The following is a 26,061-nucleotide window of genomic DNA, read 5'->3' as shown; positions in this document are numbered from 1 at the left end:
TTTTTTCTGATTTTTGATCTTAGATTCATATCAAGTCATTGGTATAAGGGGCAAAGCATGTCGTATCTTCTTCCATCCGAATTTGCAGGAAAAATGGTTGATTCAGGTGAATCAAAACTTTATATGGCGACACGAGATGCCTTAATTCGAGCTTATATGGCAGGTGCTATTTTGGCATTGGCAGCGGTATTTGCTGTGACGATCTCAGTCACGACAGGAATGCCATTATTGGGTGCATTACTATTCCCAGTGGGCTTTTGTATGTTGTATCTGATGGGATTTGATTTGCTCACAGGGGTTTTCGTACTCACACCTTTGGCATGGCTAGATAAACGACCTGGGGTGACGATTCCACGGATTTTAAAGCATTGGGGTGTGGTCTTTGTCGGTAACTTTGCAGGTGCATTGACGGTTGCTGTATTGATGGCGATTACTTTTACTTATGGTTTTTCCGTTGAGCCGAACAAGGTGGGTATAGCACTATCACATATTGGTGAAGATCGTACGCTTGGCTATAAGGAATATGGTGCAGCTGGTTGGTTGACGATCTTTATTCGTGGCATGTTGTGTAACTGGATGGTGTCGCTTGGCGTAGTCGGTGCGATGGTCTCGACTTCAGTCAGTGGTAAAGTGATTGCGATGTGGATGCCGATCATGCTGTTCTTTTTCATGGGCTTTGAGCATTCAGTGGTCAATATGTTCTTATTCCCTACAGGATTAATTATGGGAGGCAATTTCTCAATCATGGATTATTTGTTGTGGAATGAAATCCCTGTAGTACTGGGGAACTTGGTCGGTGGCTTGGCATTCACAGGATTGACGCTATATAGCACGCATGTCCGTACTGCACCGAATCGTCAACTTTAAGCAATTCTTTTGATCTGAGAATATTGATCTTAGAATATTGAACTTTGAAAATTTTAAGGTTGAGTGATTTGGTTCTACTGGCGGTGCACTAATTAGGTGCGCTGCCAGTATGTATGAGCAGTGCAATATTCATTTTAAAAATTAACAATAAAGGTGCGACGTGTTAGAGATTGAGATTGGGCAATATTCACATCAAGGTCGTAAAGCTGAAAATCAGGACTTTCACGCTGCATCCATACCGCAAAACTATTTAAGAAAGCTTAAAGGCATTGCCGTTGCACTGGCTGATGGGATTAGCAGTAGCAATGTCAGTCATATTGCTAGTAAAACTGCCGTCAGTAGCTTTCTCAATGATTATTTCTCCACACCTGAAACATGGACGGTAAAAACCTCTGCTTTACGTGTCATAGACGCAACCAATACGTGGCTCTATGCACAAACTCGGCAAAGCCAATATCGTTATGATAAAGATCGTGGCTATGTCTGTACGCTGAGCGCATTGGTTTTAAAAGGTCAATTTGCGCATCTATTTCATATCGGTGATAGTCGGATTTACCGCTTGCAAGCAGGACAACTCGAACAACTCACCACAGATCATCGGGTCTGGCTTTCGCAACAGGAAAATTATCTCAGTCGTGCGCTCGGTGTCAGTGCAAAAGTCGATGTGGATTATCAAAATCATCAAATCTATGTCGATGATATCTTTCTACTCATCACCGATGGTGTCTATGAGTTTATTGAAGCCGAAAAGCTCAAAGCATTTTTAGCTTTAGATGCAGACTTAGATCAGATCGCACAGCTCATCGTCGAACATGCCTTTGAACAGGGCAGTGATGATAATCTCAGTATTCAAGTCATCAAAATCAAACAGCTTGCAGCACAAGAAGATTTTGAAAGTCACCAAGCGACACAACAACTCGCTGATGTACCTGAACTGAAAGCAAAAATGCAATTTGATGGGTTTGAAATCGTCCGTGAACTGCACCAAAACCATCGTAGTCGGTTATATCTAGCAACCGATACAGCCAATCATGCGCAGTGCGTACTGAAAGTCCCTGCGGTAGAGGTTCAGCAAGATCAACGCTTAATTGAGCAATTCATGCTTGAGGAATGGGTGGCAAAACGCATACAAAGTCCTTATGTGCTTTCTGCGTACACTCTGACACGACCACGACATTATCGTTATCAATGTTTGGAATACGTGCAAGGTCAAACCTTAAAGCAATGGTTGATTGATCAAGGCCTGCCATTACCACTTGGCAAAGTCAGAGGCATCATCGAGCAAGTCGCCAAAGGGCTACAATCCATGCATCGCCTAGAAATCTTGCATCAAGATATACGTCCAGAAAATATCATGATTGATGAATTTTCGAATATTAAAATCATTGATTTTGGTGCATCGCAAGTCGCTGGGCTCAAAGAATCTGCACCTGCACAAGACGAATTACCATTTGGCGCAATGGCATATCTTGCACCTGAATATCTCGTTGGTGGCTTGATTGGTACACAAGCTGATCAATATGCTTTGGCAGTGATGACTTATTATATGCTAACAGGACAATTGCCATATGGCACAGCTGTGGTGCAAGCCAAGTCTAAAAAGGATCTGAAAAATCTGAAATATATCCCTGCGATTTGTTATGTCGAAGAGATTCCGTTATGGCTTGATACCACTTTAGAAAAAGCATTAAGCGTACAGCCTCAGCAACGCTATCAAGAAATTTCTGAATTTATCTATGATCTTAAGCATCCAAATCCGCAATATTTAGGTGCAAAAAAGCCGAGTTTGATTGAGCGTCATCCTGTAAAGTTTTGGCAAGCTTTGAGTGGGATTTTATTTTTATTACTGGTTTTATCATTGCTGTGGCGACCTATTTAAAGCCGAATAACATTTAACTTCATTTAAGAATCTAAGAAATGAATAGTGCATAAAAAATGGCTCAATGATTTGAGCCATTTTTATATCTCTGAAATATTTTAAGTTTAATGTGCCTTATCGAGGCTGTTGCTGTGGTACAGGTAAGAATTGACCTGTCTTACTCTCAGGACGCTCGGCAATTTTAATGGTGATATTGAGTTTTTTATCTGCACGTAGAATCACCGCAGGGACTTCGCTATTTGGCTTTTGACGACCGACATACGAGATCAGCTGATTTGAGTTTTCAAACGCTTGATCATTGATTGATAGGATAATATCGCCTTTTTGAATGCCTGCTTGATCGGCAGGACCATTTTTCAAGACCCCCATCACTTGCACACCTGCATTGCTTTCAGTGTTTAGTGGATTGTTTTGACTTAGACCACGCACTTCGATACCAAGCCAGCCACGAACCACACGCCCTTCTTGTAAAATCGAATCTAGCACTTGTTGGCAGATTTGCGCAGGAATAGCAAAACCAATCCCAAGCGAACCACCTGTACGTGAGAAGATCGCAGTATTTACGCCAATCAAATTCCCTGCAACATCAATCAACGCACCGCCAGAGTTCCCTGGGTTAATCGCTGCATCGGTTTGAATAAAATCTTCATAAGTATTGATACCCAAACCAGTACGACCAGTCGCCGAGATAATCCCTTGCGTTACGGTTTGACCTACTCCAAACGGGTTACCAATCGCAAGGACAACATCACCCACGGCATTGCCACTGAGCTTAAATGGTAAGACAGGCAAGTCTTCTAGCTCAATCTTAATCACCGCAAGGTCAGTTTCTGGATCAGTACCAATCACCGTTGCTTTCGCTTTGCGTCCATCGTGCAAACCTACAACGATCTCATCCGCCTGAGCGATCACATGATTATTCGTCAAGATATATCCATCAGGGCGGACAATCACACCTGAACCTAAACTATTTTGATCTTCAGGTTGCAGTTGCTCAGGGATTTGATCACCAAAAAACTCACGTAAAAATTGCTCATTAATCGGTAAGCTTTGTTGTTGTGTGACTTTTTGCAGGGTAAAGATGTTGACCACAGCAGGGGCTGCCACTTCGACTGCACCACTATACGACACTACGCCACCAGTACGGCTAGTATCTATTAACGGTTCGACATTTTCAGCAGGCATCTTGACGCCATCAGCCGCCACAGGTGGTTTTGGCACCTGCATCTTTTGCCATGCAATAAATCCAACGATCACGATAACCAATAATAGCCACGGCAAAACGACAAATAAACGGCGCACGATGTGTTCCTCAATCCTTCTTAGTAGGGTTTGATCAGCATTGATAAATAGTTTGTAATTTTATTCAAAGCATTTCAAGATCAAAATGAACGCTTAAAACTTTGATTATTTTAGAACAAATATAAAAATGATCACATCGTTAGCAAGATCGGAATTGTAATGCTTTAGTAAATTGAATCACATTTTGATCAGTTGTTTATAGGTGAAAATTCAAATTTCAGTTTTACAAATTTCTATTGAGTTACATGATAGCGAGTGCTAAAACAATATTATTCTCATAATGAATATTGATGTCTGTGGCTAAGGTGATAACGGTTGATTTTAAAATATTTTCCAAAAAATATTTTCAGAATAAATGTATTGTGCCACTCAGCATACTCTGTCTGAGTATTTCTAGTGTTTATACATCAGCTTCTGCGCAAGTATCGACAGTAAGTTCTTTAAGTTCCGACGGTTCAAATTCAACGCAATTGCCCAATGATCGAATCATTGAATTAAATCGTTATCCAAACCCAATGCGAAGTGCAGATTCAGGTTACAACTGGGGTGTAACTCCATCAGAAAGTAATCTAAAACAAAAGCACCAGTATCTCGATATTCCCGAAATTGGCAGTGGTGTCGGTCTAATTAGTCGCAATGAAGAACAACGTATTGGTGAAAAAGTCCTGCGTGAAGTCCGTGCGAAACTTCCTGTGCTACAAGATGCTTGGCTTGAAGATGAGCTGAACTATATTTTTAGTGGCGTGTATGGTCAGAGTGGATTAGGTGCGCCGATTGCATTAGTCGTGGTAAGAGATGAGCAGATCAATGCGTTTGCTGTACCGGGGGGACTGTTTGCCATCAATGCAGGTTTAATTTCTTCTGCAAAAAATATGGACGAGGTAGCAGGTGTCATGGCGCATGAAGTGGCACATGTCACACAACGTCATTACAGTCGTTCAAAGGAAAATTTTAAAGGTCAGGGCTTATTGACTTTAGCAGGAATATTGGCAGGGATTGCGGTGGCAAGCCAGTCACCTGATGCAGGTGCGGCGGTGATGCTCGGCTCACAAGCGGCGATGTTGGATCGACAGCTTTCCTATAGTCGTGATCAAGAGCGTGAAGCCGATCGTGTAGGGATGCAATACATGGCGATTGCAGGCTATAACCCTGAAAGTATGGCAGATTTCTTTGAAACGATGCATCGAAAAACCGCACAGCTGAGCTTTTTGCCTGACTTTTGGTTGACTCATCCACTGACTGCTGATCGTATGAGTGAGGCTCGACTGCGAGCACGGCAATACGATTACAAATCGACCAACTATACGCTCAATCATAAAAACACTCAGCAAGTGCTATTTGAGCTCATGCGTTGGCGGGTTGCAGTACTGTCAGGCTATGTAAATCTAACTCAACTGAAAAGTATGGCATCACGGAATCACGGTGCGGCATTGGCATTGGCGCATTACTATATTGAACAATCTCAATTTGATGATGCGAAAAAACTGTTAGAAAGCTTCACGCCAAACGCTGTGGAAAAGACTTTATATCAACTGACGTGGTCGGATTGGTACAAAGCAAATGTGCAATATCAACAAGCTTTGGACGCAGTATTGACATTGTATCGGGTGATGCCTGAACATCGCGCCTTAGCCATGCAAGTGGCGGAAATTTATATTTTGCAAGGCAATGGTGATCAAGCCCATCAGATTTTAAATCGCTTGAGTCAAAGCAATCCACGTGACGTAGCAGTTTGGCAAGCCTTACAACGTGCGGAGAATGTGCGGAGTAAAACAGCAATTAATCAAGCGTTTCAAACGATTAACAGTTTACGCTATCGAGCTGAAGCGCAGTTTTGGTCGGGTGAAGAAGAGAATGCGATTAAAAGTTTGCTTCATGCAGAGCGGCTGATCAAGGAAAAGAAAAATGTGTCACTCAAAGCCAAAATCGAATCTCGACTTAAATATATGCAAGATGCAAGAGAGCTGAGGATTTAACGATTGAATTAAAGATGTGCAATAAAACCATCAATAAAAGGAAGGAGCATTCAAATGATCAAAGGACAATGCCAGTGTGGCGCAGTGAAGTTTCGCTATGAGGCAGAACTGACGGAAACAATCGTTTGTCATTGTAAGGATTGTCAGATTGCACAAGGCTCAGCCTTTGCATTTAACAGCCCGATAGATGAGCGACTGGTCACTCTTGAACATGGTAAAGATGCGCTCAAAGAGTTCTTCTCATCGCCAAATAAGGGACGAGTATTTTGTCAGCATTGCGGTACACCGCTATATTCTTATCGAACTGATTTACCTGATGTGATTCGCTTACGCTTAGGCATTGTTACCGAAGGGCATATTCCAGCACCTGTCAAAGAAATTCATTTAGAAAGTAAGTTGCCATTTGTTGAAATCAATACAATGTCTAGTGAATAATTTATCTAGGCTATACCACATATTTCATAGATAAATTTTTATCCTTAGAAATGAAATGTGTGGGTGCAACGATTTTTAGATCGTGATAAGATAGCTTGCAATTCGGGTATTGCCCGATTTTTTTATGCGACAAATTTGTCGATGTAGTCGAAAAAATTACATTTAGGTCTTCGTACATGCCCATTTCAGAGACATGGTTGCTGCCTGATGGTGTAGCAGATGTTTTGCCAGAACAAGCGCAAGTGATCGAAAACATGCGCCGTCAAGCCTTAGATTTCTTAGCAGGGCGAGGCTATCAGCTCGTATACACGCCATTTATTGAATATTTAGAATCATTATCTTCCTTAAGTGCGCTCAACCAAGATTTGGATTTGGTCACCTTTAAATTGATCGATCAAATCTCAGGGCGTTTGCTTGGTGTGCGTGCCGATATGACACCGCAAGTTGCACGTATTGATGCGCATGTGCGCCCGATTGCGGGTGTGGCACGTTATTGCTATGCAGGAACGACCTTACATACCAAGCCTCAAGGTTTAGCGGCTTCTCGTGCGCCTTTACAGCTCGGTGCAGAGCTCTTCGGACATGACGGTGTTGATGCCGATCTTGAGATGATTGACACCATGCTTGGCGTATTAAATAGCGTCGGCATCACTGAAAAGTTGCACCTTGATCTCGGACATGTCGGTATCTTTAGAAGCTTGGTGAAAATTGCTGGCTTAACCCAAGATCAAGAAAATCATTTATCTGAGCTTTATCAACGTAAAGCATTGCCAGAGCTCAAAGCCTATACTGCAACCATTCAAAATGGTGCAGACTTTGAAGCCTTAGGTCGTTTGTCAGGTGATTTGGATCAATTGGTGGACAACCTATCGTCTGAAGTGCGTGCTGATGCAGATTTTAGCCATGCTTTTGATACTTTAAAGTCTACCGTTGAACAAATCCAAAGTCGTTGGTCACAGGTCAGTGTTGGTGTCGATGTGGTCGAGCTACGTAGCTATCACTATCATACTGGGCTAATGTTCGCTGTGTATGCGCCGAATAATGCCACACCACTAGCGCAAGGTGGTCGTTATGACGGTATTGGTGAGCACTTTGGTCGAGCACGTGCGGCGACAGGTTTTAGCTGTGATTTATACCGTTTGGTTGCAGATCAATTCCAAACGATTGAGATCGTGGTTGCGCCTGCAGGACGTGATGCAGACTTACTGCAAGCGATTGAATCGGTGCGTGCGAAAGGTCAGCAAGTGCTGCAATTACTGGGTCAAGATCAGTTTGATTCTGTGCCACAGGCTTCGCACAAGTTAGTAAAAACTGATGCGGGCTGGCAGGTTCAAGCGATTTAATCGGGTTAATGTAAAAGTCCTGTAAAAGATTGATGGTTTTAAAGTTTTAGTAATTCGGGCGATGCGCCATTGTTCAAGCAACATATTTGAAAAGCAAAATGTGCTGAGCAGTGTGTATTTTAAGACAATTTTTAATGATGTAATGAGGCTATTATGGGCAAGAATGTTGTGGTACTCGGTACCCAATGGGGCGACGAAGGTAAAGGTAAAATCGTTGACCTGCTCACAGATCAAGCAGCTGCTGTAGTGCGCTATCAGGGCGGTCACAATGCAGGGCACACATTAGTGGTCGGTGGTAAGAAAACCGTACTTCACCTCATTCCATCAGGCATTTTGCGTGACAATGTATTGTGCTTTATTGGCAATGGCGTGGTGCTTTCACCTGAAGCCTTGATTAAAGAAATGGCGATCTTGGAAGAAGAAGGTGTTCCAGTTAAAGAACGCCTACGTATTTCTCCAAACTGTCCATTAATTTTGCCGAATCACATTGCACTCGATCAAGCTCGTGAGAAAAAGCGTGGCAATGCCAAAATCGGTACAACAGGTCGTGGTATCGGTCCTGCGTATGAAGATAAAGTCGCTCGTCGTGCGGTGCGTGTAGCAGATTTGATTCGTGGCGGTGCTGCGCTTGAGCAACAATTGTCAGAATTATTAGAATTTCATAACTTCCAATTAACGCAATATTATGGCGTTGAAGCGGTGACACTTGAAGATGTGTTGGCGCTTTGCAACGTATGGCGTGAAGTGCTTGCACCGCTTGTGGTAGATGTGACTGAAACTTTGCATCAATACCGCAAAGCTGGCAAGGCGATCATGTTTGAAGGCGCACAAGGTTCGTTACTCGATGTAGATCATGGTACGTATCCGTATGTGACCAGTTCAAATACGACGGCAGGCGGTGTGAGTTCAGGTTCAGGTATGGGACCACTTCATCTTGATTATGTTTTGGGGATTACCAAAGCCTATACCACACGTGTTGGTGCAGGGCCTTTCCCGACTGAGCTACATTATGATGCAGCGACAGATACAGGTGATGCGATCGGTCGTCATTTGGGTACTGTGGGTCATGAATTCGGTGCATCGACTGGTCGTCAGCGTCGTTGTGGTTGGTTTGATGCTGAGATTCTACGTCGTTCGGTTGAAGTGAACTCATTGTCAGGGATTTGTTTGACTAAACTTGACGTACTTGATGGCTTAGAAGAAATTAAAATCTGTGTGGGCTATGAGCCTGCGGATTCGGGTTGTGCAGGTTCTTCGGATGCGATCTCATTCGAATGCTTAAAGCCAATCTATGAAACTATGCCGGGTTGGACAGAGTCGACTGTTGGACTCACCAATATTGATCAATTGCCTGCAAATGCGTTGGCATATGTGAAACGTATTGAGCAATTGATTGAGTGTCCGATTGATATTGTATCGACAGGGCCTGATCGTGCGGAAACCATTGTTTTACGTCATCCATTTAATTGAAATGTCGATAAACCATCTGCGTAGATGAATTTCTGCGTTGCGCCTTGAAATTCAATCTACTCGTTAGGTTATCGAGCATTCCAAGTGCTTAACTTGAATGCTATAAAATGCAAAAATGCCAGTTTTACACTGGCATTTTTATTGGTGTAGATAAAGTCAATTAATGGGCATGTTGCTCAGTATGATTCATCTCTGTGGTTGTACCATCTGTGCTATTTCCCTCAGGCATTGCCATTTCAGTGTTTGATTCAAGCGTGGTCGCATTCGCCATTTTGGCATCAGTTGCCGTTTGTTGTGCGGCAGCTTCAGCGGCTTGTTTGCGCTTTTGGCTTGGCATGTAGTCAGGTTCTTGTGAGATGGATAAGAACAAGAAACCTAAAAATAGCACAGCAAAAACAATTGCAATAATCACACCTTTCCAACCAAAGATGGACTTGTCTGATTTTGTGTATTCGTCACTCATGTTGAGCTCCTTTCTTTAACATTCAAAAAAATTAAAATCACTTAAAACTTCATGCTGACACGAGCCCAATAATTGCGTCCCGTTTGATTAAACTGTTCATTGCTGGCATAGCCAAATACCGATGCGCCTGCTTTATTGAGATGTTCAGTATAGGTCTCATCCAAGACATTATCTATACCAAACGCCAGTCCGATCGCAGGATTAACTTGATAATTGGCATTCAGTGATAGTGTGTTAAAGGCTTCACTTTCTTGTAGATCATAACCGACGATATTGCCTTCACCCACGCTAATTCGATCTTGCTTGGCAACCACTCGCCACAACAGTCCAAGACTATATTGATCTGTGACATAGCGTAGGTTCAAGCGACCCTCAAGCGGTGCGATCTGTGGTAATGGCGTATTATCCGTAGTATTTTCACCCCATGCGTACATGGCACTGAGGTCGGTTTGCAGACGATCGGTAAAGTTATAGCCAACACCAAGTTCACCACCTGCAATGGTTGCATCGACATTTTCAGCAAGCGGTCGAGTATTGCCATTATAACGAACCAGAATAAAGTCATTAATCACACCTGCATAAGCCGATGCCCAAGAATGATATTTTCCTAACTGATGTTCAAAACCTAGATCGAGTTGCGTGGTTTTTTCAGTCTCTAGATTATTGAGATTATCCACCATCAGATAACTGCTATTGTCCATCCTATCGGTTGTGCCATTGCCATAACTGGTTGAGGTGCTATACAGCTCCCAATAATCTGGACTGCGCTCGACATGACCCACGCCGATGTAACTATTCAAACCATTGTCTTGATTGTTTTCTAGTCGGATAAATGCGCTTGGTAGGGTATCTTTGCGTACTTGATCATTTTCGGCGCTATCAACTTTGACTTGATCAAAGCGTAGACCTGTTACCACTTTATTTTGTGGATTGACTTGATAATTCAGCTCACCAAACGCACCATAACTCTGAAAACGTAAATCTTCTTCGAGTGGCATATTCATCGACGGCATGGCAGAGCTTTTCATATCACCAGCGTGTTTGTTGCGCTGTGAATCTAGCCCTGTGATCAAGCTGAATTGATCCCAATCGCTGGTCATGGCAATGCGGCTATTCAAGGTACGACGAGTAACCCGCATCGACATTTCATTGGGCACACTCATCCCCATCATGGTGGTCATCGGTGCATCGCGCAGGCTGTAGTTGTCCATAACATGATCATTAAAACTATAATCAATTTGCGCTTCGAGCTTTGAAATTACATCGCTAAAGTTGCGTTTCTCAGCATGTAAGCCCAGACTTTCTCGTTGGAATTGTGAGCCATCCATAGTACGTCCCGCATAAGCAGATTCACCATCGCCCACACCCGCTTTAAGTTCGAACCATGTATCCGCATCAAGAGTCCAACCAAGCGCAAGATCACTGCTCCAGCGTTCCCAATTGGAATGTATAGTGGTTCCATCGCCATCTTGATAATCATCTGATTTGGAGCGGTTGGCATTGAGCCGTGCATAAACAGTATCATTGCCCACAGCCACCTCGACATTGTGATCAATGCGCCCAAAAGAGCCGAGCATAATGCTAGCTTCGCCTAGATACGGTTTGTCCTTGTCAAAAGTAGGGGCTTCACGCTCAAACAGCACCGTCGCTGCAGAACCTGGTGTCGCATATTGCACAGTTTGCGGACCTTTGATTACCGTGATTTTGTCGAAACTTTCTGGGGAAATATAAGCGGTTGGTGCGTCCATGCGATTTGGGCAGGCACCGAGATTTTCCGTGCCATCGGTAAGCATTTTAATCCGTGAGCCGTACATGCCACGAAAGGTCACATCACCATTGGTTCCGCCATTTTTCACGCTATTAAAGCCCATGATGCTATTCAAATAGGCAGCACCATCAGAGGCAGGCATCGGCTGAACGGTTTGTTTGGCATCTGTCTCTACGATTAAACCATTGGCTTGATTGCCTTGTTGCGCTGTCACCACAATTGGAGAGAGTTGGATCGGAGAAAGCATAACAGGAGAATTTTTAGTCGGCGCATCAGCGTGCTGATGGTCATGCGTTTGAGTCGTTTCAGTGTCTGAAGCGTCTGCATGACTGATCTGAACAGCAGATAGACAGACCAAAGTCATGGCAACCAATAAAGGTTGAGTTTTAAAATTTTTCATAAATTATTCACAAAACAATTTTTAAAGTCGATCGCAAAACATGGCACGTACTTTTGCACTGGCGTGTATTAACCAGTCAAAGTGATGTGCATCGTTTTGCAGTGAAGTTTTTTAAAGTTATGCGAATAGTGGCGGGGCACGCCCTTGAGGAATCAGAAATAAACGCTGTAAATAAAAATAAATCGGCGCAAACTGGCGCTGTAAAAACAGTAGACGCACTTGCACACGCTCAAACACTTCTTGAATACCAAACTCAGACGGTAAGACTAAGTTGGCATAAACGGTACAGTATTGGCATTGATGACCTGCATCATGCTGATGATTACTGAGTTGTGAAGTAGCTTGAGTCGTATCAGCCATTTGCATGCGATGTTGATCGTCATGTAATGACATTGAGTGTGCATCGTGTGTGCTATTTTTGTTCTGATCTATTGTATGCACTTGATGCGAATTAGAATGATGATCTAAATGCTTTGGAGCATTTGAATTGGCATAATGGTCATGCAAAAGTAGCGCACGACTAATCGTTTCACACACAGGTGAAATCTGATATTGCGCTGGGAGGAGTGGTTGCAGAAAAACCGCAATCTGTAAACATACCGCAAAACAACTCAATAACAAGCCACTATAAAACAGCGTGCTCTGATTAGAGCAAGGCTGACTCAAGAGCTTTTGATTGAAATCGTTATGCGACATGCGTTGATGAAATAACAACGGCGTTACTCAATAATTCAAAGATTTAAATCGTGTTGCATATTATCACATATCGTTTTATCAGCCATGAATTTTTAGTTCCTTAAAAAATAGGCTTGATTTTCTACGGATAGACCTTATAAATGTGTAGACAATATTCATTTTCATTTATGTACTGGACTATCTATGTTATTTCATCTGCCAAAGTTGCCTTCAGAGCTTCGAGTCGTCCATCTCAACCAACGTATCGAACAACAACGTCGTCGTATTGCACAAACCACATTAGGTAAACTAGAGCTACTACAACTCACCGCACAGCTCAAGCGTGAAGCCTTAGCCCGTAAGAAAAATAATCAGAAAATTTTTGTTTTAGATTTCAAAGGTGACATGAACGCTAGCGCAGTTGAACAGTTACGTGAAGAAATTACATTAATTCTCGCCACTGCAAAAGCCGGCAAAGATCGTGTGGTACTGCGCCTAGAAAGTCCTGGTGGTGTGGTGCACGGCTATGGTCTTGCGGCGGCACAATTGGTGCGTCTACGTGATGCGGGTTTTCATCTGACCATCTGTGTGGATAAAGTCGCTGCCAGTGGTGGTTATATGATGGCGTGTATTGCCAATGAAATCATTGCGGCACCGTTTGCGATCTTAGGTTCGATTGGTGTGGTAGCACAGTTGCCAAACTTTAATAAACTGTTAAAAGAACATCATATTGACTATGAGGTGTTTACCGCTGGTGAATATAAGCGCACTGTGACCTTATTTGGTGAAAACTCAGAGCAAGGTCGTGCCAAATTTGAACAAGAGCTTGAGCAAACTCATGCTTTATTTAAGCATTTTGTCGAAAACTACCGTGCGCAGTTGAATGTCACCGAAGTCGCAACAGGTGAGCATTGGTATGGTGAAGATGCGCTGAAGTTAAAATTGATTGATAAAATCCAAACCTCGGATGCTTATCTGTTAGAACATTTACAGCAACATGACGTCTATGTGCTTAATACTCGCAAAAAGCCAACTTTGGGTGAAAAGCTTGGATTGCAAGCTGCAAGTATTGCTACAGCGATGATGCCGACTCTGGTTGAGTCTGCAAAAGAGAGCTTGATGAAACTTTCACAAAAAACAGTTGCTTTCAGAGATCCAAACTTATAAACCTTCAAACATTTTTGTAATCAAAAGCCACATTCGTGTGGTTTTTTTAATAATTTTTATTATAAGTGGTTTAGTTTTATACAATATTTTTTATATTTTGGTTTTTTGTTAATCATTTTAGTCACAATTCTTTTGCCTCAATTACACGGATTTTGTTTGTATTTTTGTGTAAATAATGTATATTCAGTCACGTAAAAATAAATTTTTTTGTGGTAATTGTACAATCCTGCAAAACTTTTGAGATCATCTGTTGTGAGCGAGGCCAGCATGGACGACCGATGCAATATTGGAATATTCCAAAAATTTTTTTTCATTCCAATCATTGGTTTAATTTTATTGATTGCAAATAGTGCTGTCTACGCTCAGCCAAAAGCAGGTACAACGATCACCAATATTGCAAGTGGTGACTTCTACGATGCACAAGGCAATCTTCAAGTTATCAATTCCAATCCCGTTGTACTTTCTGTACAGCCGATCTACGCATTAACACTGCAAAGCAACCAATCGAATATCGGTACAATTGGAAGTCAACTTGATTTTCCTCATGTATTAACCAATACAGGTAATATTGCTGACGATTATCAATTGAGTTTGGTTCAGTCGGGCAGTGATCAGTTTGATTTAAGTGGTGTAGCAGTCTATATCGACCGTGATCAAAATGGTGTTCCTGATGATAATAATAACTTACTGGCAAATGGCGCAACGATTCGTTTAGAAGCAGAAGAGTCTGCAATGCTTGTTGTGGTAGGTACAATACCTGCGAATCAAACGACTGGAAATATTGCAAACTTTAATCTCACAGCAACAAGTCAATTTAATACAGCAATCAATGCCTCTGTTACAGATACAACCAAAGTAATCGATGATGCTGCAATCCATGTCACCAAATCACAAAGTGTGAGTTATGGCAAAACTGGCACAGTCATTACTTATACCTTTAATTATGAAAACACGGGTACAGCAGCAGGGCGTTTATTGCTCACGGATACTTTGCCTGTAGATTTAACTTATCAAACAGGTACTGGTAAGTGGAGTAATGGTACAGGTAGTTTGACTGATAATGATGATACAGAAACAGGTGGTAATGTTGCTGTAGCTTATCAATTTAATGCTGGCGTGGTTGAGTTTGAGTTTGTGTCTGTTCCTGCTTTAACACGAGGCACGATAAGCTTTGATGTTATGGTGAATGATGATGCAAAAGCAAAAATTGCCAATACAGCAAACTATCAAGTCTTCGATTCAACAAATACAACGCAGAAAACAACACCAACCAATACAGTGATTTTTACAGTTCAACATGGATTGGCAGTTGTGATGAATAATAAGTCATCTGCACCTGATGATAATGGCGATGCAACGAATGCACCTGATAACTTGATTAGTGTGACGAATTCACAGGCTGGTGGTGCGGAAGTCATCTTTGAAAACTATGTATGGAATGTCGGTCAAGCGACAGATACTTATAATCTGACGATTGCTAAAACTAATGTTCCAAGTTGTGCTGTAGTACGTATGTATCATAGCGATGGTCGTACTTTATTAACCGATACAAACGCAGATGGAGTCATCGATACAGGAGCGATGGCTTCTTCAACAAATAAGCAAATCAAATTGGGCGTTTATTTCCCATCAGGTTGCGTACTGACTGGTACGATGAACTTTGATATCAAAGCGACTTCAGTAACCAATACTGCAATTACTAATAGCACGCGTGATCAGATCGTTAATGTGGTATTTACTGGTTCGAGTGACTTGTATAACGCAGAAGATAATTCAGGTGAAACTGTAGGTAATGTTGATAATAATGGTGAAGCGTGGCTTACCAAGAATGGTAGTCGAGGTGGAACTGTTGTATTCCCATTGGAAATTCTGAATAGTGGCAGTTTGCCGAATAACTACGAGCTTTTTGCCTCAAGCGTAGCGATAGATGTCACAAATATCACGACAACGATGCCTGCAGATTGGGAGGTCAAGTTCTTTGAAGGTGATCCAACGTGTACAGCTTTGGGTGCTGAGATCACAAACTCAGGAAGTATTCCTGCAGGAACTGCTAAACAATTTTGTGCAGTAGTGACCATTCCACAAGGGACTTCGCTTGATGCACTACCAATTTGGTTTGCGATGAAATCTCCGCTGAATGGTCAAGCAGATAGTGTAAAAGATCAGATTGTGATTCAACAGCTTCGTAATTTGAGCTTGGTGAATGATCAGCAAGGTCAGGTGGCTATTGGTGGTACGATTACCTATCTACATACTTTGCGTAACAATGGTACATATGTAGAGGGTGACGTGGTAGGCGACGTAGTATTTTCTGTAGCGCCTATGGATGTGAATGATCAGTTTATCTATACACTATATTTTGATGCAAATGCTAATGGAGTTTTGGATAGCAGTGATCCATTAGCAAGTGATTTAAATGCGATCATGCCTATGGGCTTGCAGCCAAATGAGTCTATTCAGTTATTATTAAAAGTTGAAGCGCCTAGTAATACCACTAATGGGGTGTTGAGTGTTGCGGAATTGATCGTGACTGCCACAGATACAATACAAGGCCTAACGTTACAGCCAATTAAAAATACGGATCAAACAACAGTAGGTGTTTCACAGTTACGTTTATTAAAAGAACAAGCCAAAGATGAGGGATGTGCATGGACTGCGGCTATTGTACCAACTGCTACCTACACCGTAACGCCTCAAGAGATTAAACCAAACCAGTGTTTAAACTATCGTATTACTATTCGGAACGATGGTTTTACTGCGGCCACTAATGTGCAGATTAATGATGTTGTTCCGAGTTATACCTTTTTAAGGCCGTTATTGCCACCGTCAGTAAGTCAAGGTAGTGTGACTGTAACAGGTACGAACATTGTGGGGGCAATAGGTACATTAGAACCTCTTGAGCAGGCAATACTTTACTTCTCAATACGTGTGACACCATAAAGAGCGGATGAATATCATGGATAAAATGTCGAATTTCGGCCAAACCCGCCACCATTTCAAGCAAAGTATTTACTTTGCTATCATGGTTTTTGGTGTTCTGTTGAGCACAAATGTATTTGCTGCCAATCAAACTATTATTAGTAATATGGCGATTGGTGAATATACGGAAGAAGGTTCTACTGTTGTACAAGTGAGTCGTTCGAATTTGGTGCAAACGACGATTTTACCTGTGTATTCTTTCCAGTTGACAGCAGATAACAATAAAAATGTAGTGGCAGGTCAGACTGTTTATTTACCGCATACTTTAACCAATAATGGTAATTTTGCTGATCAATTCAATTTGTCGAGTTCGAGTTTAGTTGGTGATAATTTTAATTTAACAGGATTGGCAATATATTTGGATGCCAATCGTGATGGTTTGCCTGATTCCTCAACACCGATTACATCTTATGCTTTAGAAGCAGGTCAATCTGTTGGTTTGGTGCTAGGTGGTGTTGTTCCAAGTACAGCCACTGCAGGGCAAGTAGCGCGTGCATTGATTACTTCCAATTCGACTAATGGAGGGCAATCTGCTGCAAATACTGATGCAGTCACCGTGACGAATCAATCTGCATTGGTTGTACGTAAAAAATTCTCAGTAACTGAAACAACAACGGGAAGCGCAGTAACCATTCGTATTGATTATCATAATTACGGCACGGTTACGGGTAATGTGACGCTCGCGGATACTTTAAGTACCGACTTAGATTATTTGGCAGGAAGTGAAAATTGGAATGGAACAGCGGTTAATCCTGCAACAGGTTCAAATGATCCAGTAGGTATTAACTATAGCGTCACCAATGATATAGTGACTGCAGTTATTACCAGTGTTCCTGCAAATACCTCAGGTTTTATTGAATTCCGCGCAACAGTAGTACGTGCTACGGCAGGTAATATTACCAATGTCGTAAACATCTCATTGGATCACGACAACTCGACATCGACTGCAAATACTACAGATCAAACGAATATTGCTTCACTACGTGTAGAGCCAATCTATGATGTAGAAATTAATGCGAGCTCTAGCTCTGCGAGTGCAAGTGCAGTAGATAACGTATTGACTGCTGCTGGTGTGAGTCAGGGTGGTGTTATTAATTTCAATAACTATGTGTGGAATACAGGTAACACGACCGATCGCTATAACCTGACTATTGCAAATAATACGTTCCCTGCGGGTAGTATTGTTGAGTTTTATCGTGCTGATGGTGTAACGCCACTACTTGATAGTAATGGTGATGGTATTCCTGATACAGGTAGTATTGCACCAAATCAAAACCTTGCGATTGTAGTTAAAGTTCGTCTGCCAAGTGATTATGCTGTATCGACATCTGAAACATACAGCATTACACCTCAAGCGCAATCCATTAATGAAAGTGCAGTCGTCGATACGGTTGAAGATCGTAGTAGCTTAAATGCGATTACATCTACGCAACTTGTAGACCTATATAACAGTCCTGAAACAACAGCAAATGGCACGGGTAATGGCAATGTTGCCAATGCAGGATCTGCTTGGAAGACATTGACAACAAATACTAGTGGCACAGATGCGGGTTCAACGGTTGTATTCCCATTAACAGTAAAACATACAGGAACTCCGACAGAGTATTTACTGAGTGCAGATGCAGATCAAAACTTTGCACAAAGCAATTTGCCTGAGGGTGTAGATTCGGTACGTTTTTATCAAAGTGCTGATGCAAGCTGTACAACATTAGGTGCAGAGATTGGCAAGACACGTTATCTGAATGATGGTGAAACGCAAACGGTCTGTGCTGTTGTGGAAATTAGTCCAAATGCAGAAACAAGCACAGTGCCTGTGTATTTCCGTGCGAGTTCTACCAGTGTAACAAGTATAGATGGAACGACGAATCCGGGCTTCGATACGATCTTGAACCAAATTGCAATTACCAGTGTGGCATCAGTGGCAGAAGTCGAGTTTATGCCTGATCTCAGTGGTCAAGTCGCACCACAAGGGACGATCATTTATAGCCATCTTTTGGTCAATCATTCCGATACAGCGTTAGATTCTACGCATGACTTTGTGATTAATAATTCAAATCCTGATTTTAAAGCAGACTTGTATTTGGATAGTAATGGTAATGGTCAGTTTGATAGTGCGGATACATATATAGATAGTATTGCAGATTTGCCAGGTGGCGTCTTAGCAGCGAATTCGGAAGTTCGTCTTTTTGTCAGAGTGGAAAATACTGCTGCAAATAATCTTGCACAGACCAATACCACCACCGTGAATTTGGTTGATGCTTCTAATGTGGTGATTGATCAAGTGGTTGATTTAACGACTGTGAATAATCAACAACTGATTTTAACCAAGCTACAAGGTTTGGATGCAAATTGTGATGGTACGGTGGAAGGTGCATATACAAGCAACACTTTGCCAATCGGTAAAAATACGAATGGCTCAGAGCAGTGTGTACAGTATCGTGTGACTTTAACGAATCAGAGTGCAACACCTTTAAATAGCGCCTTTACTTTCCGTGATCAGACACCAGCGTATACGGTGTTATCTCATGCGCCTAGTTGTGCTAGTTGTAGCTCGATCTCTAGTACAACAGCTGTAGGTAGCGCAGGGAATGTGAGTGGTACTTTAAGCAGTGTGGCAAGTGGTCAGTCTTATGAGTTTAGTTTTGGGGTGCGCTATGTTGCAGAATAATTTTAGGTGCATAAGTATGATTACGTTGAATAGAGCAATGACTTCGTACAAAAAAGCGATATTGATGAGCATGGTAATACTGATGACAATATGCATTAGTATGACAGCTTCAGCGCTACCAAGAACTTTGGAAATATTTTCAGACTCTAGAACATCTGGAGCAACCACGGGACCAACTTCAAGTGCACAGACACATACATTTCGTTTAAATGCAAATAACCCTACTGATAATAACTATACTACTTATACCCCAACGACGACGGTGACGTACAATATTAGCTCGGTTTACAACTACTCTAAATATTCAAGTAGGGGCTCAAGTACCAATCCTGACTTTACAATGGGCGGTTCAATTAATAACTCGGGGGACTTTATCACAAGTAGAGGAACTTTCTCACCCCTGAATACTATTGGTGATCCAATTAATGGGAATTTTTCAGCGTCGATACAGAATGCACCTACAGGCTGTGCAGGGAGTAGTAATAGCTGTTCGTCAGGAACTACAGGTGGTATTAATACTTCAAGCAACTATGGAATGGCATTATTTACTTCAACCAGTGGGTTGGCAGCAAATAGTCGAACTCTAAATGGGCGCCATCGAGTAGGTACAATTACAGCAACTTTTAATCGTGCTGTAACGAACCCTGTACTTCATCTTGCTGGCTTGGGTGGATCTGTTGGTAATCAAGGATTTACAGCAGAGTTTGACTTGGTAAATAGTGCCTCTGCTACAGGTGTTACAATGTCAAGGCTCTCTGGTAGCTCAGGCTTTTCTGTCACATCGACACGTATTGCAAATAGTAATCTCGATATTAGTGCAACTACTGGTAGTGGTGGTGCGAGTGGTAGTGTTTATTTGCAAGGTCGACGAATTACATCATTAACATTCGATGTATATGTACGTGGTGATGGCAATGGTACATCGTGGAGCTCTAGTGCGGGTATAGTTGGTGGGGATCTATTCTTTTTTGGTGTGTCGAGCTTAGATGAAGATAATGATATTTCAATAACAAAGAGCCAGCGCTTGGCAACAGCAGGTAATACCAATACATTTGCTCAAACTCAGCTGAATGTCATAGCTGGTCAAGATGTTGAGTATCAGTTAGAAATTATAAACAATACTATCAACCCTGTATTAGGGGCAACCTATAGCGATACTATACCGAGCGGTTTAATCAATAATTCGAGTACAGATATAACCATTCTGTCAAATACTGCGAGTGGTGGGGCGACACAATGTACAGCAAGTAAAGCTGGGGCAACGATCTCAGGTACATTCTCAGGCCCTATGTCATCCAAGTGTACAGTCACAATTAGAGTAAGAGCACAGAATACAGGGCAATTTAGCAACACGGCGACAATATTTGAAAGTGCAACAGATAATATCCAATCTAATAATACCAGTACGGTGAATATTTTAGTCGGTACTCTCAGTGGGAATGGGGGGTATTGTACACCAGATATGTATATGTCAGCAGGAACAGCGGCTTTTGGAAATGTGACACTTAAAAGCATTAATACCGCAATGAATCCATTCTCGTACTCTGATATTGGTAGTGCCCAAGCACCATATAATAGTACAGCAGTAAGCCCTAAAGATGGTTATGTATACGGTATTAAGGAGGTTCAAGGTACTGGTTCTATACAACTCTATAAAATTGGAGATGTGAGTCCAAATAGAGCTGTGCCAGTGAATTGGGGAGACGTTTCAGGTTTAAAGCTCACAGGGTACAATGCAGGAGATATAGATAGTAGTGGCACTTACTATGTTTTAGAGAATAGCAGTACAAGTAGCACTAATAGGCTGGGTGTGATCACAATTGGCGATACAGCAAATTCATCTACAGCTGTAATGCGTAATATTAGTGGTTTAAATGGTATCACTGTGAATGATATTGCAGATGGGGGAGATGGGTATTTATATGGTGTAGGTTCTTCAACAGGTATTCTATACAAGATACCTAAAGCGGGAGGTGCTGTTATTCCAGTAAACTCTACTCGATACCCTTCGCCTACTACATTTGGCTCAATGTTTGGCAGTGTAAATGGTGATATTTATGGTAGTGAAAATAGTGGAGGATTCTACAAGTTCGATAAAAATACTGGTGCTCGAATATTACTGTCTAACTCATTGAGTTCAGGGAACAATGATGGTGCGCATTGTGTAACACAGCCAATTACCAATTTGCCTGTAGATTTAGTGATTACAAAAACAGATAACTCATCAACTTATCGTGCAGGTACTACGGTGACTTATACGATTGTGGTGTCGAACAATGGTCTATTTGGTGTCAGTGGTGCGACGGTTAGTGATCCTTTGCCTACAGGTATTACTACCATGACGTATACAGCAACCGCAGCAAATGGTGCGACGACAAGTAAAGCATCGGGAACGCATACAGGTGCGTTGAGTGATACAGTTTCTGTTCCTGTTGGTGGTACCGTTACTTATCAGGTGACAGTTACTGTACCGAGTAGTTTTACTGGAGAGCTTATTAATACAGCTACAGTAGCTGCTCCAAGTGGATTTGTAGATACTGATACGGATAACAATACTGCTACTGATGAGAATCAACAGCAATCTGCAAACCTTGCAATAAGCAAAACAAATAATGTAGATAATCTAGTTGTTCAAGGTACAACATCATATAGCATTTTAGTTGAAAATTTGGGACCTAACTCTGCAGATAATGCAATTTTAAAAGATCCTGCTGTGACTGGACTTACAAAAACAGGAACTACGATTAACTGTACTGCTACAGCAGGTGCAGTCTGTCCAACAGCTGCGAATCGAACAGTTGCATTAATCGAGTCCGCATCTGGGATTGTGATACCGACATTGCCAAGTGGAGGCACTCTTACTTTTACGATTTCTGCCAATGTTACAGCGTTAAATGGAACGGTATCAAATACAGCAACAATTGCTGTGCCAGTAGGTATCTATGAAGAAGACACAGCGAATAACTCCGCAACAGATACCGACTCGGTTTATCCTAGAGCAAACTTAGGTATTACTAAAACGGATTCTCAAACCGCAATGAATGCGGGTGGTACAACAACGTATGATATTGTCGTATCGAATAGTAGTGCGAGTACGAGTCCAGTCAGTAATGCGATTTTCACAGATCCTGCCGTCACTGGCTTGACCAAAACTGCGATTACCTGTGCGAGCGTATCGGGTAGTGCGGTATGTCCTGCAGCAGCTGATCTGACGATTGCAAATGTAGAAGCCGCAACAGGGATTGTGATTCCATCACTGCCTGTCAATAGTAGCTTGAGATTTACAATTACAGCGTCTGTGACTGCAGAAAGTGGTAATGTTTCAAACGTGGCAAATATTGCAATGCCAGCAGGTGGTACGGATACCGATACAACGAACAACTCTGCAACAGATACAAACAGTGTGACGCCACGTGCCGACTTAGGTGTTGTAAAAACTCAGCGTGCGGGTACATCAGGCACATTTACGCGTGATCCAGTGAGTATTGTGCCGTTGGGCGTGCTTGGTAGTGTTGTAGAGTACCAGTTGGTGATGACCAATAATGGTCCTGCGACTGTCACAGGTGCGACCTTCGCTGATATTATCCCATCTCCATTTGTTTTTAATTCATTTCAAGAATCGACACCTACAAGCGGAAATGGTGCAACAGCATGTACAGCGACTAATAGTGGTAATACTGTCACAGGGACTTTTAGTGGTCCAAGCGGTGCAACGTGTAGGGTTGTCATCCGTGCAACAGCACCTTTGTTAGCGGCTACAGGAACTTATACGAATACTGCTACTGTAAATCGTCCTAATACAATACATGACCCAGATACGACCAATAACTCAAGTAGTGTAGAAACAGCGATTGCTCCTGCGGCAGATATGGCGATAGAGAAGTTGCAAAGCTTGACCAATGGTTCATTTGCAGTGACAGATTTAACTGTGAATCAGGGGAGTAATGTTTTCTACCAAATCAAAGTCACGAATAACGGCCCAACAGGCATTGGTGGATTATTGACTGGAACAGCATCTTTTACTGATACAGTACCAACCAATATCACCAATTTGACATTGTTAACTGCTGGTACAACAGCTTGTCCTGCACCAACGATCAATGGTCAAACTGTGAGTGGCGCATTTAGTGGAGCATCTGGCGCATCGTGTACTTATATTGTTCAAGGTACTGCAACCACAGTGGGTAGCATTACCAATACCGCAACAGTTTCCTCGACAGGTCTGTCCGATACGGTGACGAGTAATAACTCAAGTGCTGTAAATCTAACGATTGTTCCAGCAGCTGATTTGGAAATCACAAAATCTGATAGCTTGACGTCAACTTATACAGGTGATGAAGTTACCTATACGATTGCCGTGACGAATAAAGGACCAAGTGCGGCGAATGGTGCATTGTTCAAAGATGCAGCTGTGACTGGTTTGAGCAAAACCTCTTTGACATGTGCCGCAAGTAACGGTGCATCATGTCCACTAGCACCAGATTTAAACATTGCAAATATTGAGTCTACCAATGGCTTGGCTATTCCGACTTTGCCAAATGGTGGTGTGGTTACATTTACGGTGAAAGCGAATGTGACTGCGACCAGTGGCAATGTATCGAACGTGGCAACAATCACCGCACCAAGTGGTACTACTGATCCAGTAACTACCAATAACTCAGCAACGGATACAGACTCAGTGTCATTACCGCCTGCAGATTTGAGCATCACTAAAACAGATGGTGTGACTGCAACTCATACAGGTGATGAAGTTACCTATACTGTGGTTGTCACAAATAATGGTCCACGTGCGGCGAATGGCGCATTGTTTAGAGATGCTGTAGCAACAGGATTGACAAAAACTTCTGTAACGTGTTCAGCTACAAATAGTGCATCTTGTCCATTAGCAACTGATTTAACCATTTCGAATATTGAGTCTACCAATGGCTTAGCTATTCCAACCTTGCCAAATGGTGGTGTGGTGACATTTACAATTAAAGCCAATGTCACAGCGACCAGTGGCAATGTATCGAATGTTGCCACAATCACAGCACCAAGTGGTACGACTGATCCAGTGAGTACCAATAACTCTGCAACGGATACAGACTCAGTGTCATTGCCTCCTGCAGATTTGAGTATTACTAAAACAGATGGTGTGACTGCAACTTATACAGGTGATGAAGTTACCTATACTGTGGTTGTCACAAATAATGGTCCACGTGCGGCGAATGGCGCATTGTTTAGAGATGCTGTAGCAACAGGATTGACAAAAACTTCTGTAACGTGTTCAGCTACAAATAGTGCATCTTGTCCATTAGCAACTGATTTAACCATTTCGAATATTGAGTCTACCAATGGCTTAGCTATTCCAACCTTGCCAAATGGTGGTGTGGTGACATTTACAATTAAAGCCAATGTCACAGCGACCAGTGGCAATGTATCGAATGTTGCCACAATCACAGCACCAAGTGGTACGACTGATCCAGTGAGTACAAACAACTCAGCGACAGATACGGATTCTGTGCTAACTCCTATTGTTATTCAAGGTAAGGTTTTTGAAGACAATAGTGGTACGACTGGTATTGCATCGAATGCGTACAATGCAGTGCAAAACACTGGCGAAGTAGGCATAGCAAATAGCGCAGTACAATTGACAAACTGTTCGGGCACTGTCCTTGCGACAACAGAAACGGATGCAATGGGTCAATATCAGTTTGCCGTGAGACAAGCGACATTACCTAGTCCGAACTTCTGTGTTGTACAGACCAATGTTGAAGGTTATACCTCGGTGAGTGGTTCGACTGGCTATACACGTGGTACAGATACCATTACAGTACCTAAGGCAACTTCAGGAAACTACACTGATCTGAACTTTGGTGATGTGAAGCTTAACCTTATCTTGACTGAAAACGGTCAACATACGGTTGTTGCAGGAGCAGTGACAGACTATCCACATCGCTTGCAAACGGATGCGACAGTGCAAGTGACTGGTATAACGCAAACATTAAATCAACAGCCAAGCAGTGCATCTGATCAAGATTGGCAAGCGCTGATCTATCGTGATAGCAACTGTAATGGCACAGTAGATGCTGGAGAAGCATTATTTAATCCAACGACATCTGCTCCAGTGAGCCTACTGCCATCAGCGGGTATCTGCTTGGTACAACGTGTTCACGTGCCAACCAATGTCTATGCGGGAGCGCAACATAATGCACAGCTCGAAGCGAGCTATAGCGTGACGTTGAGTAATCCTGCGGACACGCTCACAGGTGACTCGAATACAGTTCAAGATACGACCTTGACAGGAAGTGCAGGACTTGAGTTGAGTAAAAAAGTGCGTAAGGTTTCATCTTGCCCATCGACTGCTGCGGATACAGATGTATTTAGCACAGTGAATGAAGCAACGACTTTAGACAAACTGGAATATGAAATCACCTATAAGAACAATAGTGTGAAGAATCTTCAGAATGTCAAAATCAAAGATGCAGTACCGACTGGTACGACCTTTGGAAGTATCTCTTGTCAATCAACACCAAGTGGCAATAGCTGTGATGCAACACGTACAGGAGAGGCATTACTGTGGCAACTCACAGGGAACTTAAGCCCTGCGAGCAGTGGCACGGTGAGATTCTGTGTCACGCCTCAGTAAGTAATAGAAAGCCATCCGTAATTGCTGTCATTAAATAAATT

14 protein-coding genes are annotated in these 26,061 nt (G+C 42.3%); 10 read left to right on the top strand and 4 right to left on the bottom strand.

Annotated features, from left to right (window positions below):
• Positions 1 to 57 precede the first annotated feature (57 nt).
• Together MKI79_RS07230 and MKI79_RS07225 are read left to right on the top strand one after the other, a co-directional pair.
• On the top strand, positions 58 to 867 hold the full coding sequence (locus MKI79_RS07230; protein ID WP_241571441.1) for a formate/nitrite transporter family protein: 810 nt from the start codon (positions 58 to 60) through the stop codon (positions 865 to 867).
• Between the two features lie 160 nt (positions 868 to 1,027).
• On the top strand, positions 1,028 to 2,746 hold the full coding sequence (locus MKI79_RS07225; protein WP_241571440.1) for a bifunctional protein-serine/threonine kinase/phosphatase: 1,719 nt from the start codon (positions 1,028 to 1,030) through the stop codon (positions 2,744 to 2,746).
• 114 nt (positions 2,747 to 2,860) lie between these two features.
• Here the strand turns inward: MKI79_RS07225 and MKI79_RS07220 are convergent, their stop codons facing one another.
• Positions 2,861 to 4,048, bottom strand: a complete 1,188-nt coding sequence (locus MKI79_RS07220; protein WP_241571438.1) for a S1C family serine protease — start codon at positions 4,046 to 4,048, stop codon at positions 2,861 to 2,863.
• A 290-nt stretch (positions 4,049 to 4,338) separates the two neighbouring features.
• Here MKI79_RS07220 and MKI79_RS07215 point away from each other — a divergent pair, with 290 nt between their 5' ends.
• From MKI79_RS07215 to MKI79_RS07200, 4 genes are all read left to right on the top strand, one after another.
• Complete coding sequence (locus MKI79_RS07215) at positions 4,339 to 6,024, top strand: M48 family metalloprotease (protein WP_241571437.1); 1,686 nt, start codon at positions 4,339 to 4,341, stop codon at positions 6,022 to 6,024.
• A gap of 54 nt (positions 6,025 to 6,078) precedes the next feature.
• Complete coding sequence (locus tag MKI79_RS07210) at positions 6,079 to 6,459, top strand: GFA family protein (protein WP_241571435.1); 381 nt, start codon at positions 6,079 to 6,081, stop codon at positions 6,457 to 6,459.
• Between the two features lie 176 nt (positions 6,460 to 6,635).
• The gene (locus MKI79_RS07205; protein WP_241571433.1) at positions 6,636 to 7,802 is read left to right on the top strand and encodes an ATP phosphoribosyltransferase regulatory subunit; all 1,167 of its coding nucleotides are present in this window, start codon (positions 6,636 to 6,638) and stop codon (positions 7,800 to 7,802) included.
• A gap of 153 nt (positions 7,803 to 7,955) precedes the next feature.
• Positions 7,956 to 9,272, top strand: coding sequence for an adenylosuccinate synthase (locus tag MKI79_RS07200; RefSeq protein ID WP_241571431.1), 1,317 nt, complete (start codon positions 7,956 to 7,958; stop codon positions 9,270 to 9,272).
• Between the two features lie 160 nt (positions 9,273 to 9,432).
• Here the strand turns inward: MKI79_RS07200 and MKI79_RS07195 are convergent, their stop codons facing one another.
• The 3 genes from MKI79_RS07195 to MKI79_RS07185 all read right to left on the bottom strand — a co-directional run bounded on the left by MKI79_RS07195 (position 9,433) and on the right by MKI79_RS07185 (position 12,569).
• A complete protein-coding gene (locus MKI79_RS07195) occupies positions 9,433 to 9,735 on the bottom strand; it encodes a hypothetical protein (RefSeq protein ID WP_241571429.1) in 303 nt (100 codons plus the stop codon).
• Between the two features lie 41 nt (positions 9,736 to 9,776).
• Entirely contained in the window at positions 9,777 to 11,903 is a 2,127-nt protein-coding gene (locus MKI79_RS07190) for a TonB-dependent copper receptor (RefSeq protein WP_241571427.1), read from the bottom strand.
• A 117-nt stretch (positions 11,904 to 12,020) separates the two neighbouring features.
• Positions 12,021 to 12,569, bottom strand: coding sequence for a DUF2946 domain-containing protein (locus MKI79_RS07185; RefSeq protein ID WP_407651590.1), 549 nt, complete (start codon positions 12,567 to 12,569; stop codon positions 12,021 to 12,023).
• A 213-nt stretch (positions 12,570 to 12,782) separates the two neighbouring features.
• Here MKI79_RS07185 and sohB point away from each other — a divergent pair, with 213 nt between their 5' ends.
• The 4 genes from sohB (at position 12,783) to MKI79_RS07165 (ending at position 26,020) form a co-directional block, all read left to right on the top strand.
• A complete protein-coding gene (gene sohB / locus MKI79_RS07180) occupies positions 12,783 to 13,745 on the top strand; it encodes a protease SohB (protein WP_241571426.1) in 963 nt (320 codons plus the stop codon).
• A gap of 267 nt (positions 13,746 to 14,012) precedes the next feature.
• Positions 14,013 to 16,685, top strand: coding sequence for a DUF11 domain-containing protein (locus MKI79_RS07175; protein ID WP_241571425.1), 2,673 nt, complete (start codon positions 14,013 to 14,015; stop codon positions 16,683 to 16,685).
• A 100-nt stretch (positions 16,686 to 16,785) separates the two neighbouring features.
• On the top strand, positions 16,786 to 19,392 hold the full coding sequence (locus MKI79_RS07170; protein WP_241571424.1) for a hypothetical protein: 2,607 nt from the start codon (positions 16,786 to 16,788) through the stop codon (positions 19,390 to 19,392).
• A gap of 100 nt (positions 19,393 to 19,492) precedes the next feature.
• A complete protein-coding gene (locus MKI79_RS07165) occupies positions 19,493 to 26,020 on the top strand; it encodes an SdrD B-like domain-containing protein (protein ID WP_241571423.1) in 6,528 nt (2,175 codons plus the stop codon).
• Positions 26,021 to 26,061 lie beyond the last annotated feature (41 nt).

The sequence above is a fragment of the Acinetobacter sedimenti genome, from assembly GCF_022601685.1.
Lineage (GTDB): Bacteria > Pseudomonadota > Gammaproteobacteria > Pseudomonadales > Moraxellaceae > Acinetobacter > Acinetobacter sedimenti.
This window is presented reverse-complemented; position numbering and strand designations above follow the sequence as displayed.